The sequence below is a fragment of the Streptomyces luteolus genome, assembly GCF_029968015.1.
Taxonomy (GTDB): domain Bacteria; phylum Actinomycetota; class Actinomycetes; order Streptomycetales; family Streptomycetaceae; genus Streptomyces; species Streptomyces luteolus.
This window is the reverse complement of the sequence record NZ_JASCIS010000014.1, coordinates 116,091-133,549: the sequence shown is the minus strand read 5'-3', so window position 1 is coordinate 133,549 and position 17,459 is coordinate 116,091. Positions and strand designations below refer to the sequence as shown.

Annotated in this window: 11 protein-coding genes; 4 read left to right on the top strand and 7 right to left on the bottom strand. The window is 70.7% G+C overall.

Translation table 11 applies throughout. The features are described from left to right. The first annotated feature begins 63 nt into the window (after positions 1 to 63). Together QIT00_RS16270 and QIT00_RS16265 are read left to right on the top strand one after the other, a co-directional pair. Positions 64 to 4,218 (top strand): HAMP domain-containing protein, encoded by a 4,155-nt coding sequence (locus tag QIT00_RS16270; RefSeq protein WP_282536025.1) that lies wholly within the window; start codon positions 64 to 66, stop codon positions 4,216 to 4,218. A gap of 44 nt (positions 4,219 to 4,262) precedes the next feature. Continuing rightward, a complete protein-coding gene (locus QIT00_RS16265; RefSeq protein WP_408909786.1) occupies positions 4,263 to 4,781 on the top strand; it encodes a response regulator in 519 nt (172 codons plus the stop codon). A 156-nt stretch (positions 4,782 to 4,937) separates the two neighbouring features. Here QIT00_RS16265 and QIT00_RS16260 read toward each other — a convergent pair whose 3' ends face one another. The 7 genes from QIT00_RS16260 to QIT00_RS16230 all read right to left on the bottom strand — a co-directional run bounded on the left by QIT00_RS16260 (position 4,938) and on the right by QIT00_RS16230 (position 15,548). Further along, positions 4,938 to 6,515 carry a GMC family oxidoreductase gene (locus QIT00_RS16260; protein ID WP_282535980.1) on the bottom strand — a complete coding sequence of 526 codons (1,578 nt, stop codon included), beginning with the start codon at positions 6,513 to 6,515 and terminating at the stop codon, positions 4,938 to 4,940. Then, positions 6,512 to 8,068, bottom strand: coding sequence for an APC family permease (locus QIT00_RS16255; RefSeq protein WP_282535979.1), 1,557 nt, complete (start codon positions 8,066 to 8,068; stop codon positions 6,512 to 6,514). Before QIT00_RS16255 ends, QIT00_RS16260 begins: the two co-directional genes overlap by 4 nt. Before the next feature lie 123 nt (positions 8,069 to 8,191). After that, the gene (locus QIT00_RS16250) at positions 8,192 to 9,658 is read right to left on the bottom strand and encodes an aldehyde dehydrogenase family protein (RefSeq protein ID WP_282535978.1); all 1,467 of its coding nucleotides are present in this window, start codon (positions 9,656 to 9,658) and stop codon (positions 8,192 to 8,194) included. Next, positions 9,651 to 10,781 carry an aromatic ring-hydroxylating oxygenase subunit alpha gene (locus QIT00_RS16245; RefSeq protein WP_282535977.1) on the bottom strand — a complete coding sequence of 377 codons (1,131 nt, stop codon included), beginning with the start codon at positions 10,779 to 10,781 and terminating at the stop codon, positions 9,651 to 9,653. Before QIT00_RS16245 ends, QIT00_RS16250 begins: the two co-directional genes overlap by 8 nt. A 36-nt stretch (positions 10,782 to 10,817) precedes the next feature. Then, positions 10,818 to 13,292 (bottom strand): GcvT family protein, encoded by a 2,475-nt coding sequence (locus QIT00_RS16240; RefSeq protein ID WP_282535976.1) that lies wholly within the window; start codon positions 13,290 to 13,292, stop codon positions 10,818 to 10,820. A gap of 97 nt (positions 13,293 to 13,389) precedes the next feature. Next, positions 13,390 to 14,475, bottom strand: coding sequence for an S-(hydroxymethyl)mycothiol dehydrogenase (locus tag QIT00_RS16235; protein WP_282535975.1), 1,086 nt, complete (start codon positions 14,473 to 14,475; stop codon positions 13,390 to 13,392). 278 nt (positions 14,476 to 14,753) lie between these two features. Beyond that, the gene (locus tag QIT00_RS16230; protein WP_282535974.1) at positions 14,754 to 15,548 is read right to left on the bottom strand and encodes an IclR family transcriptional regulator; all 795 of its coding nucleotides are present in this window, start codon (positions 15,546 to 15,548) and stop codon (positions 14,754 to 14,756) included. 233 nt (positions 15,549 to 15,781) lie between these two features. On the opposite strand from QIT00_RS16230, the gene QIT00_RS16225 reads away from it, so the two are divergent. Together QIT00_RS16225 and QIT00_RS16220 are read left to right on the top strand one after the other, a co-directional pair. After that, entirely contained in the window at positions 15,782 to 16,102 is a 321-nt protein-coding gene (locus QIT00_RS16225) for a bifunctional 3-phenylpropionate/cinnamic acid dioxygenase ferredoxin subunit (RefSeq protein ID WP_282536024.1), read from the top strand. An 85-nt stretch (positions 16,103 to 16,187) separates the two neighbouring features. Continuing rightward, complete coding sequence (locus QIT00_RS16220; RefSeq protein WP_282535973.1) at positions 16,188 to 17,441, top strand: NAD(P)/FAD-dependent oxidoreductase; 1,254 nt, start codon at positions 16,188 to 16,190, stop codon at positions 17,439 to 17,441. Positions 17,442 to 17,459: the final 18 nt, after the last annotated feature.

Genomic DNA, 17,459 nt, shown 5'->3' with positions numbered 1-17,459 from the left:
AGCGCGGCGGGAACCGAGCCGGACCGCCCGAGCACCACCGAGCTGCGCGCCCTGCTCGCGACGATGACCGCCTTTCGCGACGGCGACTTCTCCGTACGCGCGGACAGCCCCCACGACGGCGTGACCGCTCAGCTGGCGGAGGTCTTCAACCAGATCGTCACGCGCAACGCGCACATGGCGGCGGAGCTGCAGCGCGTACGGCAGGAAGTCATCCGGCGCGGCCGCCTGGACGAGCGGCTCGCGGCGAGCCCCGGCCAGGGCGCCTGGACGACCGGCGTGGACGCGGCCAACTCGCTGCTCGAAGCCCTGGTCGTACCGGTCGGGGACGCCACGCGTGTCCTGGACGCGGTCGCGGACGGCGATCTGACCCAGCGGGTCGAACTGCACGACGGGAAGCGTCAGCTCCGTGGCGATGTGGCCCGGCTCGGGCGCGGCGTGAACCGCATGGTGGACGAGCTCTCGCTGTTCACCGGCGAGGTGACCCGGGTCGCCCGTGAGGTCGGCACCGAGGGCCGCCTCGGCGAGCGGGCGAAGGTGCAGGGGCTCTCGGGCGACTGGCGCTATGTGACCGAGGCCGTGAACGCCATGGCCTCGCGGCTCACGGCCCAGGTCCGCGACATCGCGGTGGTCACGACGGCGGTCGCCCAGGGCGATCTGACCCAGCACGTCACGGTCGAGGCGACCGGTGAGCTCCTTGAACTGAAGCTCACCGTGAACACGATGGTCGACCAGCTGCGCGCCTTCGCCGACGAGGTCACGCGGGTGGCCCGCGAGGTCGGCACCGAGGGGCAGTTGGGCGGCCGGGCGCATGTGCCGGGCGTGTCCGGCGTCTGGAAGGACCTGACCGACAACGTCAACTTCATGGCGTCGAACCTGACTTCGCAGGTGCGGAACATCGCGCAGGTCACCACGGCGGTCGCCAACGGTGATCTCAGCCAGAAGATCACCGTGGCCGCGCGGGGCGAGATCCTGGAGCTGAAGTCGACGATCAACACGATGGTCGGCCAGCTCTCCGCGTTCGCCGACGAGGTCACGCGGGTGGCCCGCGAGGTCGGCACCGAGGGCGACCTCGGCGGCCGGGCGCAGGTCCGCGGGGTGTCGGGGGTGTGGAAGGAGCTGACGGACAACGTCAACTTCATGGCGTCGAACCTGACTTCACAGGTACGCAACATCGCCCAGGTGGCCACCGCCGTCGCCCAGGGCGACCTCGGCAAGACGATCACGGTCGAGGCGAAGGGGGAGATCCTGGAGCTGAAGTCGACGATCAACACCATGGTCTACCAGCTCTCGGCCTTCGCCGACGAGGTCACGCGGGTGGCCCGCGAGGTCGGCACGGAGGGCAACCTCGGCGGCCAGGCGCAGGTCCGCGGCGTGTCCGGCGTCTGGAAGGAGCTGACGGACAACGTCAACTTCATGGCGTCGAACCTCACTTCACAGGTGCGCAACATCGCCCAGGTCACCACGGCCGTCGCCGACGGAGACCTGTCGAAGAAGATCACCGTGGACGCGCGCGGCGAGATCCAGCAGCTCAAGGACACCGTGAACACCATGGTCGACCAGCTGCGCGCCTTCGCCGACGAGGTCACGCGCGTGGCCCGCGAGGTCGGCACGGAGGGCAACCTCGGCGGCCGGGCCCAGGTCCACGGGGTGTCCGGGGTGTGGGAGGACCTGACCGAGAACGTCAACTTCATGGCGGAAAACCTGACGTCGCAGGTGCGCAACATCGCCCAGGTCGCCACCGCCGTCGCCCAGGGAGACCTGTCGAAGAAGATCGACGTGGACGCGCGCGGCGAGATCCTGGAGCTGAAGACGACCATCAACACGATGGTCGACACGCTCTCCTCGTTCTCCTCCGAGGTCACCCGAGTCGCCCGAGAGGTGGGCAGCGAGGGCCAGTTGGGCGGCCAGGCCCGCGTCGAGGGCGTCTACGGCACGTGGAAGCGGCTCACCACCGGAGTCAACGAACTGGCCTCCAACCTCACCACGCAGGTACGCGCCATCGCCGAGGTGGCCGGCGCCGTCACCCAGGGCGACATGTCCCGCTCCATCACGGTCGAGGCACGCGGCGAGGTCGCCGAGCTCAAGGACAACATCAACCTGATGGTGGCCAACCTCCGCGAGACCACCCGCGCCAAGGACTGGCTGGAGTCCAACCTGACCCGCATGGCCGCCCTCATGCAGGGCAAGCGCGACCTGGTGGAGGTCGCCGGGCTGATCCTCGGCGAGCTGACCCCGCTGGTGAACTCCCAGTTCGGCGCGTTCTACCTGCTCGACCCGGACGGCAGGAGCCCCGGCGAGGACCTGCAGTTCATCGCCGGGTACGGAACCGACCAGGCCGGCCGCGGCACCCTGCTGCCCGGCACCGGCACCCCGGGCCGCGGACTGATCGCCCAGGCGGCCAGGCAGAAGCAGCGCATCCTCGTCCTCGACGCCCCGCACGACTACATCACCATAAGCTCCGGGCTCGGCTCGGCCCTGCCGGCCAATATCGTCATCGTGCCGATCCTCTTCGAGGGCAAACTGCTCGGCGTGATCGAGCTGGCCTCGCTCAGCAGGTTCAGCGATGTGCACCTGGCCTTCATCGACCAGTTCGCCAGGACCATCGGCGTCTCCTTCAACACCATCATCGCCAACTCCCGTACGGAAGCGCTGCTTTCGGAGTCCCAGCGGCTCACCGCCGAACTGCGGGAGCGCTCCGACGAACTGCAGCGCTCCAACGCCGCCCTGGAGGAGAAGGCGGCGCTGCTCGCGACGGCCTCGCAGTACAAGTCGGAGTTCCTGGCGAACATGTCGCACGAGCTGCGCACCCCGCTCAACTCGCTGCTCATCCTCGCCCGGCTGCTCGCCGACAACCCCGACGGCCATCTCTCCGAGCAGGACGTGCAGTTCGCCTCCACGATCCACCGCTCCGGCTCCGATCTGCTCCAGCTGATCAGCGACATCCTCGACCTGTCGAAGATCGAGGCGGGCCGGATGGACGTCCACCCGGTGGAGCTGTCCCTGGACAAGCTGCTTCGGTACGTCGACGCCACCTTCCGGCCGCTGACCGTGGACCGCGGCCTGGGCTTCCGCATCACCGTGGACGACGACGTGCCGCGCGAGCTGTACTCCGACGAGCAGCGGCTCCAGCAGGTGCTGCGCAACCTGCTGTCCAACGCGGTGAAGTTCACGCACTCCGGTTCCGTGCAGCTGCGCGTCGAGGGGGTGCCGTCGGAGCAGTTCGAGGGGGAGTCGCTGCGGAACGCGGAGGCGGTCGTCGCGTTCCGGGTCAAGGACACCGGGATCGGTATCCCGCCCGGCAAACTCCCGGTGGTCTTCGAGGCGTTCAAGCAGGCCGACGGCACCACCAACCGCAAGTACGGCGGCACGGGCCTCGGGCTCTCCATCAGCCGGGAGATCGCCAGGATGCTCGGCGGCCGGATCGTCGCCGAGAGCGAGCTGGGCGTCGGCTCCCAGTTCACCTTCTACTTCCCGGCCCGCCACCCCGGAGTCGCCGTACCGGCCGCCGAGCCGCCGACCCCCGCACACGTGAAGCCGACTCCCGTGCAGGAGACGGAGGTCGACGGAGCGGCGGCCTTCGCGCACGCCTTCGCGCCCGCCGACGCACGCCCTGGCGAGAGCGCCGTGGAGGCCACGGTCGTCGGCCCGGACATCGGGATCTCCCTGGAGGACGAGCTGCACACCGACCCGGCCGCGGGGCCGGGACCGCGCGCCACCCTCAGCACCACCCGCGAGGACACCTGGCCGCAGACGACCCGGCTCAAGGAGTGGCTGAGCGGGCGGCCCGGACAACTCCTCGCCGGACGGCGGATCCTCATCGTCGACGACGACATCCGCAATGTGTTCGCCCTGACCCATGTGCTCGGCCGCGTCGGCATCTCCGTGAAGTACGCGGAGAACGGGCGCGAGGGCCTTGAGGTGCTGCAGCGCACCCCCGATGTGTCCGTGGTGCTGATGGACATCATGATGCCCGAGATGGACGGCTACGAGACGATCCGCGCCATCCGCAGCACGCCCCGGCTCGCGCATCTGCCGGTCATCGCGCTCACCGCCAAGGCCATGCCCGGCGACCGCGACAAGGCGATCGAGAGCGGCGCCTCCGACTACGTGCCCAAGCCCGTGGACGTGGACCGGCTGCTCTCGGTCATCGTGGGCCTGCTCGACCCGCACGGCGAGGACGAGTCGGCGCAGGACGAGCCGACGGGGGACGAGCCGTGAACGCCGCGCCGTCCGACCAGTGCAGCATCCTCGTCGTCGACGACATGGAGGAGAACCTGCTGGCCCTGGAGGCGGTCCTCGGCCCGCTCCATCAGCGGATCGTCCGGGCGAGTTCGGGGGAGGAGGCGCTCAAGGCCATGCTGCGCGAGGAGTTCGCGCTCGTCCTCATCGACGTCGTCATGCCCGGCATGGACGGCTTCGAGACCGCCGGCACCATCAAGCGGCTCGACCAGACCAAGGACGTGCCGATCATCCTCGTGACGGGGGTCAATCCCGAGCCGGACTACACGTATCGGGGGTACGCGGTGGGGGCGGCGGACTTCCTGACCAAGCCGATCGATCCGTGGGTGCTGCGGACGAAGGCGAACGTATTTCTCGAACTCCACCGGCAGAAGCGGGAGTTGGCGGCCGCCGGGCCGGAGAACGGGGAGCGGCTCGCTGCGGCGGCGGAGGAGCTGGCCCGCATCGAGTTGCTTCTGCGGGAGAGCCCGGCCCCCGACACCGATGCGATCGCGGACCGCGTCGCGAGGGTGAGCCGCTCCCTGCGTGGGCCAGAGGCGTGAGATTTTCCCCTACCCGCCCCTTCCCGAAAGTCCTGCCGGACGGGCCTCCTCAATCGCCGGAGGGGCTCAATTTTGAGCCCCTCCGGCGATTGAGGAGCGGGGTCCGGGGCGGAGCCCCGAAGCGCCGCAGGCTTTCGGGAAGGGGCGGGTAGGGGATCAGATACGCCTGTCCTGCCTCAGCAGATCCGAGCACTTCTCGCCGATCATCATCGTCGTGATGCACGGGTTGACGGTGACGAGATCCGGCATCACCGAGCCGTCGGCGACCCGCAGGCCCTCGACTCCCTTGACCCGCAGACGGGAGTCGAGCGGGGCCAGGGCGTCGTCGTCGGCGCCCATCTTCACCGTGCACGCCGGGTGGTAGACGGTGTTGTGGGTCTTGTGGATGTAGTCGAGCAGCTCGTCGTCCGTGCGGACGTCCGGGCCCGGGGCCAGCTCCGCGCCCGCCCAGCCGCTCAGCGCCGGCTGCTCGGCGATGCGCCGGGCCAGCTTCAGGCCGTACGTCATCACGCGGGCGTCGTGCTCGTGAGTGAAGTAGCGCGGGTCGACCATCGGCTTGTCCCGGAAGTCGCGGGTGCGTAGCCGGACCGTGCCGCGGGAGCGGGCTCGGGTGACGTTCGGGGTGAGGCAGAACGCGTTGTCCGTCGTCGGGTAGCCGTGGCGGGCCGTGTTCATGTCGAAGGGGACGGAGCCGTAGTGGAACATCAGGTCGGGCCGGTCGAGGCCGGGCTCGGTGTCGTAGAAGATGCCCGCCTCCCACCACTGGCTGGACCGGGTGGGCATCGGCTGCCTGGCCTCCCACATGATGACGCCCTCGGGGTGGTCCTGGAGGTTCTCGCCGACGCCCGCAGAGTCGACCAGGACGTCGATCCCGAACTCACGCAGGTGCGCGGCCGGTCCGATGCCGGAGAGCATCAGCAGCTTCGGGGTGTCGATCGAGCCGCAGGAGACGACCACCTCGCGGCGGGCGCGGACCGTACGGGTGTGGACCTGGTCCGGGTCCAGGAACTCCGCACCGACACAGCGGCGCCCCTCGAAGACCAGGCGCTTCGCGCGCACCCCGGTACGCACGGACAGGTTGGGGCGCTTGCCCATGATCGGGTGGAGGTACGCGACCGAGGAGGACTGGCGGACGTTGTTCTCGTCCGAGTTGATCTGGAACCAGTTGGCTCCCCGGACGACGGTGCTTCCGGTGTTGAAGGGTGTCGTAGGGATGCCCGCCTGCGCGCAGGCCTCCAACAGGGCGTTGCCGCACGGGTCGTCCGCGCCCTTGAGGGTGCGCAGCTTCACCGGGCCGGAGCGGCCGTGGTGGTCGCCGGGGGCGTCGTTGTTCTCCAGGCGCCGGTAGAGCGGGAACAGTTCGGCCGCGCTCCAGCCCGTGCAGCCCGCGGCCGCCCAGTCGTCCAGGTCCTCGGCCGGGGCCCAGAACGCGATGCAGGAGTTGTGCGAGGAGCAGCCGCCGAGCACCTTGGCGCGGGCGTGCCGCATGAAGCTGTTGCCCCTTGACTGCGGCTCGACCGGGTAGTCCCAGTCGTAGCCCGACTCCAACAGCCCCATCCAGCGGTCGAGTTGGAGGACGTTGTCGTCGCCCACGTCGCTCGGTCCGGCCTCCAGGACGCAGACGGTGACGGTCGGGTCCTCGGTGAGGCGGGCCGCGACGACATTGCCTGCGGTGCCGCCGCCGACGACTACGTAGTCGAAGACCTCGGCGGATGCGGTGGCGTCGGAACTCATGAGGTGGTGACCTCCTCCAGGTCGGCGGCGGGGGCGGGCGGTGCGGGGGAATCGGCGGCGTGCTCGGCGAGTACGCCGGTGCGGTGGCGCTGGACGAACCAGTAGTAGGCGAAGCCGCCGCCGGCGATCAGGCCGACGAACAGGACGGCGCCCCAGCGCAGATACCAGTGGTACGGGGCGGCGGCGTTGTAGACGGCCGCCCGCGGCCAGAGCAGGTTCACGGTCATGCCCGCGCCCCACAGCACGCCGAGGATGTTGACGGGCAGGCCCCAGCGGCCGAGCGAGAACTTGCCCTCGGCGGGCTTCCACGTACCGCGCAGCCTGGCGATCAGCATCGGGACGGTGACCAGCAGATACGCGGCGTAGATCATGATGATGCCGATGCTGGTGACGACGGTGAAGATCTGCGGCTGGCGGATGTTCACCACGAGGATCGCGAGCGAGAGGACTCCGATGATGACGGCGGGGGCCACCGGGGTCTGGAAGCGCGGGCTGACCCTCGCGAGCAGTGAGGCCGCGGGCAGGTTGTTGTCGCGGGACATCGCGAACGCGAGCCGGATCGCCGCCGTGTGCACGGCGAGCGCGCACACCGTCACCGCGATCAGGACGCACCACAGCATGGCCTTGCCGGCCGTCGGGCCGAGCACGTCGAGCACCACGTACTGCAGTCCGTCCGAGGAGAGCCGCTCGCCGCGCAGCGAGGAGACGCTCATCAGGGCGAGGAGCAGGATCAGCCCGCCGAGGACGAACGAGGCGACGATCGAGCGGATGATGGCGCGCGGCGCGTTCCGCGACGGGTCGAGGGACTCCTCGCCGAGCGAGGCCGCGGTGTCGAAGCCGTACATCACGTACGCGGAGGCGAGCGAGGCGACGAGGAAGGCGCCGAGATAGCCGAAGGACTGGCCGTCCCCCGTGTGGGCCGTCTCGGTGACCACCTGCGGGCCACGCACGACATGCACCGCGAACAGCACGATCAGGACGACGGTGGCGACGAGTTCGATGAACACGCCGGCGGTGTTGATCCTGGCCATCAGCTTCACGCCGAAGGCGTTGACGAGCGTGGTGAACAGGATCAGCACGGCGGCCAGGAGCACCGCGTTGGTGGCCACGTCGTACCGGCCCGTGCCGTCGCCGACGAACTGGAAGAACGACGAGATCTGCGGCAGCGTCAGCTGGTAGGCGAGGGCGACGGCCGCGATCGACACGACCGAGGCGAGCAGCATCATCCAGCCCGCGAGCCAGCCGACGTGCGGATTGCCCACCTTCTTCGCCCAGTTGTAGACCGAACCGGCGACCGGGTAGCGGGCGGCCAGCTCCGCGAAGCAGAGGGCCACCATGAACTGGCCGACGAACACCATGGGCCAGGACCACCAGTAGGCGGGGCCGCCGTTCGCGTAGCCGAAGTAGAAGAGCTGGAAGGTGCCGGTGAGGATGGAGATGTAGCTGATGCCTGCGGCGAACGTATGGAAGTTGCCGAGGGTGCGCTTGAGCTCGGGACGGTAGCCGAACTCCTGGAGCTCGGCGTCGTCCCTGTCGTTGGGGGTCGGGTGCATGTGTCTCCTGGGAGTCACGTCAGGTTCGGCCACGGCCGGCCGAGCGGGGAGAGAGCGGGCTCGGGCTGTGAAAGTGGCTCAACCGGCCGTGGAACAGGGGCAGTTGTGCGGAGTGGCGCGGAGTTACGCGAACCAGCCCTGAGGGGCGGGCCGCGTGTTGCGCCAGATGTGCTTCGTCTCGCGGTACTCGGCGAGCCCGGCCGGGCCCAGCTCACGGCCGGTGCCGGACTGCTTGTAGCCGCCCCACTCGGCCTGCGGCACGTACGGGTGGAAGTCGTTGATCCACACCGTGCCCATCCGGAGCCCGGACGCCACACGGCGGGCCTTCGCCTCATCCCGGGTGAACACGCCGCCCGCGAGCCCGTACACCGTGTCGTTGGCGAGCCGCACGGCCTGCTCCTCGCCGGTGAACCGCTCCACCGTGAGGACGGGGCCGAACGACTCGTCCTGGACCACCGACATGCCGGCCGAGCAGTCGTCGAGGACCGTCGGCAGGTAGTAGAACCCGCCTTCGTACTCCGCGCCGGAGGGCCGGGACCCGCCGCAACGGAGCACCGCGCCCTCCTGGAGGCCGCGTTCGACGTACGCCTCGACCTTCGCGAGGTGGGCCGCCGAGATCAGCGGGCCAGTCTGGGCGCGCTCGTCGAAGGGGCCGCCGAGGCGGATCTCCCCGGCCCTGCGCACCACCTCGTCCACGAACCGCTCATGCAGGGAGTCCTCCACGAGGAGGCGCGCCCCGGCCGAGCAGACCTGGCCGGAGTGCAGGAACACCGCGGTGAGCGCCATGTCGACGGCCGTCTCGAAGTCGGCGTCCGCGAACACGATGTTGGGGTTCTTGCCGCCCAGTTCGAGCGCGACCTTCTTGACCGTGCCCGCCGCGGCCGCCATCAGATGCCGGCCGGTGCTGAGCCCGCCCGTGAACGACACCAGGTCCACGTCCGGGTGCTCGGCGAGCGGACCGCCCACCTCCGGGCCCGCGCCCAGGACCAGGTTCGCCACCCCGTCCGGCAGGCCCGCCTCCGCGAGCAGCCGCACCAGGTGGATCGCGGTGTGCGGGGTCAGCTCGCTGGGCTTCAGGACGAAGGTGTTGCCCGCCGCGAGCGCGGGCGCCACCTTCCACGCGGTCTGCAGGAGCGGGTAGTTCCACGGGGTGATCAGCGCGCACACGCCGACCGGCTCATACACCACCCTGCTCTCCGCGTCCTCCACGCCCGTCTCGACGACCCGCCCCGCGTCCGCGGCCGCGAGCCGGCCGAAGTAGCGGAAGCAGTTCTCGATGTCGGCCATGTCGTACGCGCTCTCCACCAGGCGCTTGCCGGTGTCGAGGGATTCCGCGCGGGCCAGGGCGTCCTTGTCGCGGGCCAGCAGATCCGCGACCCGCAGGAGCAGATCGCCGCGCTCGGCGCCCGTGGTGTGCGGCCAGGGCCCCTCGTCGAACGCGCGCCGTGCGGCCGCGATCGCCTCCAGGGTGTCCTTGGCGCCCGCCTCGTCCACGACCGCGACGAGCGATCCGTCGGCCGGGCAGCGGATCTCCCGGGTCCGCTCCTCGCGCGGGCTCGTCCACGTACCGTCGATGAACAGCTCAGGCACCTTCGGCCCCCAGCTGCTTGAGAAGCCACTCGTGGAAGATCCCGATGTGGTGCTCGGTCGGTACGAGGACGCCGCCGCCCCGGTAGGCCCGCGACGACATCGCCGGCTGGGTCCGCTCGCACGCTGCAAAGTCCTGGGCGTTGACCCGGTGGAACAGCTCCACCGACTTCGACAGATCGGCGCCCGACTCGACCACCTCAGGGGCGTACAGCCAGTCGCACTCGACGATCGTGCGGTCCTCGGCCATCGGGAACATCCGGTGCAGGATCACGTGGTCCGGCACCAGGTTCACGAACACGGTCGGCTTGACCGTCATCGCGTAGTACCGCCGGTCCTGGTCCTCGGCGACCTCGGGCAGCTTGCCGAAGCCCTCGCTGCCGTCGACCGTGAAGCCCTTGACCTCGTCACCGAACTCGGCGCCGTGGCCGACGTAGTACTGCGCCGCGAAGCCGTCCGCGAACTCCGGGAGCACTTCGGTGAGTTCGGGGTGGATCGTCGCGCAGTGGTAGCACTCCATGAAGTTCTCGACGATCAGTTTCCAGTTGGACTTCACGTCGTACGTGATGCGCTTGCCGAGCGCGAGGCCTTCTGTGCGGTAGCGGTCGATGGCGGCCGCGTTCCCGAGGCGCTCCACGGCCGCGCCGATCACGGTCTCCTCGAAGGACGGCGGCTCGTCCGCCAGGCATACCCAGGCGTAGCCGAGCCACTCGCGCAGGGCGACCTTGATCAGGCCGTACTCGGCCCGGTCCACGTCCGGCATCTTCGTCAGGTTGGGCGCGGCGACCAGCTTGCCGTCGAGGTCGTACGTCCATGCGTGGTACGGGCACTGCAGGTTGCGGCGCACCTCGCCGGACTCCTGGGTGCAGAGCTGGGCACCGCGGTGCCGGCAGACGTTCAGGAAGGCCCGCAGCTCACCGGTACGGGACCGGGTGACCAGGACGCTCTCCCGGCCGACCTGAACGGTGCGGAAGGCGCCCGGCTTGTCGAGGTCGGCGCCGCGCACGGCGCAGAACCACATGGATTCGAACACCCGCTCCTGCTCCAGTCGGAACAGTTCGGGATCGGTGTAGTAGTGCCCGGGCAGCGTGGCCACGAGGCTGGGGGCGATGGGGGTGGTAGTCACGTTCGTGCTCCTCGCGGGGCGTCAGAGGGAGGTGAGCTAGCGCCGGATCCGGCTCATCTCGGGGTCGAACAGAGGCTCATCCATCACCGTCGCCGGAACCTTCTCGCCGAAGTACTCGACGTGCACCCCGGTCCCGGCGGGCAGCACCGGCAGCCAGGCGTAGGCGACACAACGGCCGAGGGTGTAGCCGTACGAGGCGGACGTGACGTACCCCGCGGGCACGCCGTCGACATGCACCGGCTCGTGGCCGAGGACCACGGCGGCCGGGTCGTCGAGCAGCAGGGCCGTCAACTTCCGCTCGGGCTCGCCGAGTCGGGCAAGCGCGTCCCGGCCCACGAAGTCGCCGCCGCGGTCCATGCGGACGGCGAAGCCCACGCCCGCCTCGTACGGGTTGTGCTCGGTGGTCATGTCGTGGCCCCAGGAGCGGTAGCCCTTCTCCAGGCGCAGGCTGTTGAACGCCGACCGGCCGGCCGCGATCACCCCGTGCTCCTGCCCGGCCGCCCACAGCGTGTCCCAGAGCCTGAGCCCCAGGTCGGCGGTGGTGTAGAGCTCCCAGCCCAGCTCGCCCACGTAACTCAGACGCATCGCGGTCACCGGGACATGGCCGAGGTACGTCTGCTTGGCGCGGAAGTAGCCGAAGCCCTCGTGCGAGAAGTCGTCGCGGGTGAGCGGCTGGACCAGGTCGCGGGCGAGCGGGCCCCACACGCCGATGCAGCAGGTGCCGGAGGTGATGTCGCGGACGTGCACGTCGGCGGGCGCGTGCCGCAGCAACCAGTCCAGGTCGGCGGGGGAGTTGGCGCCGAGCTGGAAGTGGTCCGGGGCGAGCCGGGCCACGGTCAGGTCGGAGCGGATCCCGCCGTCCTCGTTCAGGAGCAGCGTGTACGTGACCGCGCCCGGCTTCTTCGCCAGGTTGTTGGACGTCATGCGCTGCAGGAACGCGAGCGCGCCGGGACCGGTGACCTCCAGGCGGCGCAGCGGCGTCATGTCGTAGAGCGCGACCTTCTCGCGCGTCGCCTTCGCCTCGGCCGCGGCGATCGGCGACCAGTAGCGGGCCGACCACTCGTCCCGCTCGGGGACCGAAATCCCTTCGGCGAGCGCGGAGTTGGCCTCGTACCAGTGCGGGCGCTCCCAGCCGCCGCCCTCCAGGAACACCGCGCCCAGCTCCTGCTGCCGGGCGTGGAAGGGGCTGACCCGCAGCGGACGCGGCTGGTCGGCGGGTTGCAGCGGGTGGATCACGTCGTACACCTCGACGAACTGCTGCGCCCCGCGGTCGTGCACGTACCCGGGGGAGCGCTGGGCGTCCTCGAAGCGGGTGAGGTCGCACTCGTGCACGTCGAGCGAGGGTTTGCCGTCGACCATCCACTCGGCGACGGCCTTGGCGACGCCCGCCGAGTGCGTGACCCACACGGCCTCCGCGAGCCAGAAGCCGCGCAGCTGCCGGGCCTCGCCGAGTACGGGCATGCCGTCGGGCGTGAACGAGAAGACCCCGTTGAAGCCCTCCTCGACCTCCGCGTCACGCAGGAAGGGCAGCAGCCACTTGCAGTCCTCCCAGCTCGGCGCCCAGTCCTCCTCGGTGAACGGGTACGAGGACGGCATGTCCATGTTGTTCGCGCGGGCCGTGTCGTAGTCGAGGAGCGCGAACGGGTCGACGGGCAGCGGCTTGTGGGCGTACGACCCGATGCCTATGCGGTCGGTGTGCTCGCGGAAGTACAGGTCGCGGTCCTGGAACCGCAGGATCGGCCGGGACGCCTCCGTGCGCGGGTCGTTGGCGCCTTCCAGCTCCGGCAGCGGCTTCGTCTTCGCGTACTGGTGCGCGAGCGGGAGCAGCGGTACGTCGACGCCTGCCATGCGGCCGATGACCGGGCCCCAGAATCCGGCGGCGGACACCACGTGGTCGGCCGGGAAGGTGCCCCGGTCGGTGACGACGGCGGTGACGCGGCCGTCCTCCTTCTCGATGCCGGTCACGGTGTGCCGGTCGAGGAACGTGGCGCCGCGCTCCTGGGCGCGCTCCATCTGGGCGCGGGAGGCGAGCAGCGCGCGGGCGAGCCCGTCCTCGGGCGTGTGGAAGCCGCCGAGCACCTTGGACTCGTCGATGAAGGGCCACAGCTCCTTGCAGCGCTCGGCGGAGATCAGCTCCCCGCGTACGCCCCAGGCGGCGGCCCAGCCGGCCTTGCGGTGCAGGTCGGCCCAGCGCTCGGGGGTGGTGGCGAGTTCGAGGCCGCCGACCGGGTTGAAGCAGGGAAGCCCGTCCACCTCCAGGGAGTTGAACTTCTCCACGGTGTACTGGGCGAAGGCAGTGAGGGTCTTCGACGGGCCCGTACGGAAGACCAGGCCCGGCGCGTGCGAGGTGGAGCCGCCGGGCGCGGGCAGCGGGCCCTGCTCGAGGACGGTGACGTCGGTCCAGCCGCGGGCGGTGAGTTCGTCGGCGAGCGAGCAGCCGACGATGCCGGCGCCGACGATGACGACGCGGGGGCCTGCGGAGGCCGGGCGGGGGTGGGGTGTGCTGGACATGCCCCTCCTTGGGTGGCGGGGACGGCAGGGGGACGGGGTGAACTGCCTTGTGCGGGCAGTTGTTCGGACCGTTCTGCGGACGGTTCTCGAATGACGGTCAGAGCACGACCACGGAGCGCAGGACCTCGCCCCGGTGCATCTTGGCGAAGGCCTCCTCGACCTGGTCGAGGGCGATCTTCTCGGTGACGAAGCCGTTCAGGTCGAGCAGTCCGTAGAGGTGCTGGTCGATCAGTACGGGGAAGTCGCGGGTGGGCAGGCAGTCCCCGTACCAGGACGACTTGAGGGCGCCGCCGCGGCCGAAGAGGTCGATCAGCGGGATCTCGACCGTCATGTCCGGGTCGGGCACGCCGACCTGGACGAGGACGCCCGCGTGGTCCCGCATGTAGAAGGCCTGCTTGTACGTCTCCGGGCGGCCCACCGCGTCGATGGCGAGGTCGACGCCGAAGCCGTCGGTGAGGGCGCGGACCGCCTCGATCGGGTCCGTGCCACGGGAGTTGATGGTGTGGGTGGCGCCGAACTTCTCGGCGCGGTCGAGCTTCTTGTCGTCGATGTCGACGGCGATGACCTTGCGGGCGCCGCCCAGGCAGGCCCCGGCGATGGCCGCGTTGCCGACGCCGCCGCAGCCGATGACGGCCACGGTGTCGCCGCGCTGGACGTTGCCGGTGTTGACGGCCGCTCCGTACCCGGCCATCACGCCGCAGCCGATCAGGCCCGCGGCCTCCGGGCGGGCGGCCGGGTCGACCTTCACGGCCTGCCCGGCCGCGACCAGGGTCTTCTCGGCGAAGGCGCCGATGCCGAGGGCGGGGCTCAGGGGCGTGCCGTCCAGGAGGGTCATGGGCTGGGCGGCGTTGCGGGAGTCGAAGCAGTACCAGGGGCGGCCACGGCGGCAGGAGCGGCAGCTTCCGCAGGGGGCGCGCCAGGCGAGCACCACGTAGTCGCCGGGGGAGAGGTCCGTGACGCCCTCGCCGACGGACTCGACGACCCCGGCCGCCTCGTGGCCGAGCAGGAACGGGAAGTCGTCGTTGATCGCGCCCTCCCGGTAGTGCAGATCCGTATGGCAGACCCCGCAGGCCTGCACCTTGACCAGGGCCTCTCCCGGACCGGGATCGGGAACGACGATCGTCTGCACCTCGACGGGTGCGCCCTTCTTGAGAGCGACGACGGCGCGGACCTCGTGTGGCACGACCAACTCCCCTTGGATGTTGCGCTGTGCGCGATGCGTTGCGCGATAAGCGACGTTGAACACATCTTGGGAACGCCGTCAGGACGCCGTCAAGGGGTACGGATCAAGCATTGGAAAAACGATGCTGACCCTGGGTCATCCCCCGGACACGCTCCTCCGGCCGGGCCGGGACGGCCGGAAGCCGCCCAAGGACGCCGGGTTCAAGGGCTCTGACCTGGCGTTCTTGTGCGGCTTCCGGGATGTTCGGAGGTGCCTCGCGGCGGTGCGTACGGGTCAGGTCACAGGCCGTGACCCATCCGCCGCGACAGTTCGCCCGCCGCCGCGACCGTGCGCCGGGCCAGTTCCGGGATGCGTTCCTCGGTCAGCCGATACACCGGACCGGAGACGCTGACCGCGCCGAGCACCTTGCCGTCGTGCGACCGGGCCGGTGCCGCCACCGAGGCGAGCCCGATCTCCAACTCCTCGACGGCGACGGCGAAGTCCTGCCCGCCGACCTCCGTCAGCTGGGCCCGCAGTGCGGCCGCGCTGACCACGGTGTGCGCGGTGAACCGCGGCAGGCTGCGGGCGAGCAGGCCCTCGCGCAGCGTCGGCGGCAGATGGGCGAGGAGCACCTTGCCGCTGGAGGTGGCGTGCAGGGGTGTGCGTCTGCCGAGCCAGTTCTGCGCCGTCACGGAGGCCGAGCCGCGGGCCTGCATGATGTTGACCGCCGCGTCGTCGTCGAGGATGGCGATGTTGACCGTCTCGCCCAGCTCGTCCGCGAGCTCACGGCAGACCGGGGCGCCCTCCTGCGAGATGTCCATCCGCGCTGCCGCCGCCCCCGCCAGGCGCAGCACACCGGCCCCGAGGTAGTACTTGCCCCGGTCCGCGGACTGGTTGACCAGGCCGCGCTGCTCCAGGACGCCGAGCAGCCGGAACGCGGTCGACTTGTGCACCCCCAGCTCCTCGGCGATCTCCGACACCCCGGCCTCGCCCTGCCGCGCGAGGCTCTCCATGGCGCTGATCGCGCGGTCCACGGACTGCACCGAACCGGCCGGCCCCTTCGGCGGCTTCTCGGGGGGCTCCGATCCGGACATTTCCCGAGGCGGTCCCACCGTCGTCGCCCTGACCGTCGTACCCGCTCTCACCTGCACTTGTTTCCGGCGCATAGTTCGTCTCTCACCACCTCGCGGTCGCCTCTCGGACCGCATCTGCGAGAACCCCCTTGACGTACGGGGCTTCTCGACCGGATTCTGTTGCGCACGACGCACCACGGTGCGTGATGCGAAACAGTAGGTTACCGAACGGTCCAGAACCAAGAGGGGTGCCTGTGATTCCCGTCTGCCGCCTCGAAGAGCTCCCCGAGGGCGAATCCGTCCGCGTAGACGTCGAGCCGCCCATCGCCGTGTTCCACACGGACGGCGAGCTGTACGCCATCGACGACACCTGCACGCACCAGGACGCCTCGCTCTCCGAGGGCTTTCTGGAGGGCTGCCTGGTCGAATGCCCGCTCCACGAGGCGTCGTTCGACCTGCGTACGGGCGTCCCCACCTGCCTCCCCGCCCGCCGCCCGGTCCGCACCCACCGGGTGACGGTCGACGACGGCATGATCCACGTCCACCGCAGCGAGAAGGAGAACGCCGCGGCCTGACCGCCGCGCCGCCTCCACACCCCCCGGAGCCGCTCCGGTCACGCCACGCACGCGCGGGCCGGATCCACGAGAAAGGCACAGCCTCATGAGGACCGTGACCGTGGTGGGCGCCTCGCTCGCCGGACTGTACGCCGCCCGGGAACTGCGGGCGCAGGGCTTCGACGGCCGGCTCGTCATCGTCGGCGAGGAGCAGCACCGCCCCTACGACCGCCCCCCGCTGTCCAAGGACTTCCTCTCCGGCAAGGCGTCCGAGAGCGACCTCGCCCTGTCCGACGACGAGGAGACCCTCGAACTCGGCGCCGAGTGGATGTTCGGCGTACGTGCCCGCGGCCTCGACGCCCGCGGCCGCACCGTACTCCTCGACAACGGCCGCACCGTCTCCACCGACGGCCTCGTCATCGCCACCGGAGCCCGCGCCCGCCGCCTGCCCGGACCCCAGCTCCCCGGCGTGCACACCCTGCGCACCCTCGACGAGGCCCGCGCGCTCCGCGCCGACCTGCACCGCGGCACGCGACGCGTCGTGGTCATCGGCGGCGGCTTCATCGGCGCCGAGACCGCCTCGTCCTGCGCCGCGATGGGCCACGATGTCACCGTCGTCGAGGCCGCGCCCCTGCCGCTCCTCGGGCAGCTCGGGCCGGAGATGGCCGCCGTCTGCGCGCGGCTGCACGAACGCGGTGGCGTACGGCTCGTCACGGGTACGGGCGTCGCCGCGATCGAGGGCGGGACCCGGGTGACCGGCGTACGCCTCACCGACGGCCGCCTGTTCCCCGCCGACGTCGTCGTGGTCGGCATCGGCGCGACCCCCACCACCGAGTGGCTGGCCGGTTCGACGCTCGCCGTCCACGACGGGGTGCTCTGCGACGACGGCTGCGTCACGTCCCTGCCCCAGGTCGTCGCGGTCGGCGACGTGGCCCGGGTCGGCGGCGTCCGCGCCGAGCACTGGACCAGCGCCACGGCCCAGCCCCGCGTCGCCGTCCGCAACCTCCTCGCCGGCCACACCGTCGAACACGTCCGCCCGCTGCCCTACTTCTGGTCCGACCAGTACGGCTCCCGGCTCCAGTTCGCCGGGCGGCGCGAGCAGGGCGACGTACCGAGGATCGTCGAGGGCTCCACGGAGGAGGGCGGCTTCCTCGCCGTCTACGAACGCGACGCCCGTACGACCGCGGTCCTCGCCCTCGACCGCCCCCGACCGTTCACCCGCCTCCGCCGCGAACTGGCGCGCGCGGACGCCCAGTCGACCACGATGCCGTCGGCCCCGGCCTCAGCTGCCACGCCCGAGCCGACGCCCGCCCCGGCCCCCGCACCCGCGTCCGCCGCACCGGCCGCGGTGGCGGTCTGAGCCGAGGCGCGTGGTGAG

Bases quoted from the DNA above. Each gene is read 5' to 3' on its own strand.
- QIT00_RS16270 (WP_282536025.1), top strand. From the start codon at position 64: ATGACCGCCTTTCGCGACGGCGACTTCTCCGTACGCGCGGACAGCCCC.
- QIT00_RS16265 (WP_408909786.1), top strand. From the start codon at position 4,263: ATGGAGGAGAACCTGCTGGCCCTGGAGGCGGTCCTCGGCCCGCTCCAT.
- QIT00_RS16260 (WP_282535980.1), bottom strand. From the start codon at position 6,515: ATGAGTTCCGACGCCACCGCATCCGCCGAGGTCTTCGACTACGTAGTC.
- QIT00_RS16255 (WP_282535979.1), bottom strand. From the start codon at position 8,068: ATGCACCCGACCCCCAACGACAGGGACGACGCCGAGCTCCAGGAGTTC.
- QIT00_RS16240 (WP_282535976.1), bottom strand. From the start codon at position 13,292: ATGTCCAGCACACCCCACCCCCGCCCGGCCTCCGCAGGCCCCCGCGTC.
- QIT00_RS16230 (WP_282535974.1), bottom strand. From the start codon at position 15,548: ATGTCCGGATCGGAGCCCCCCGAGAAGCCGCCGAAGGGGCCGGCCGGT.
- QIT00_RS16220 (WP_282535973.1), top strand. From the start codon at position 16,188: ATGAGGACCGTGACCGTGGTGGGCGCCTCGCTCGCCGGACTGTACGCC.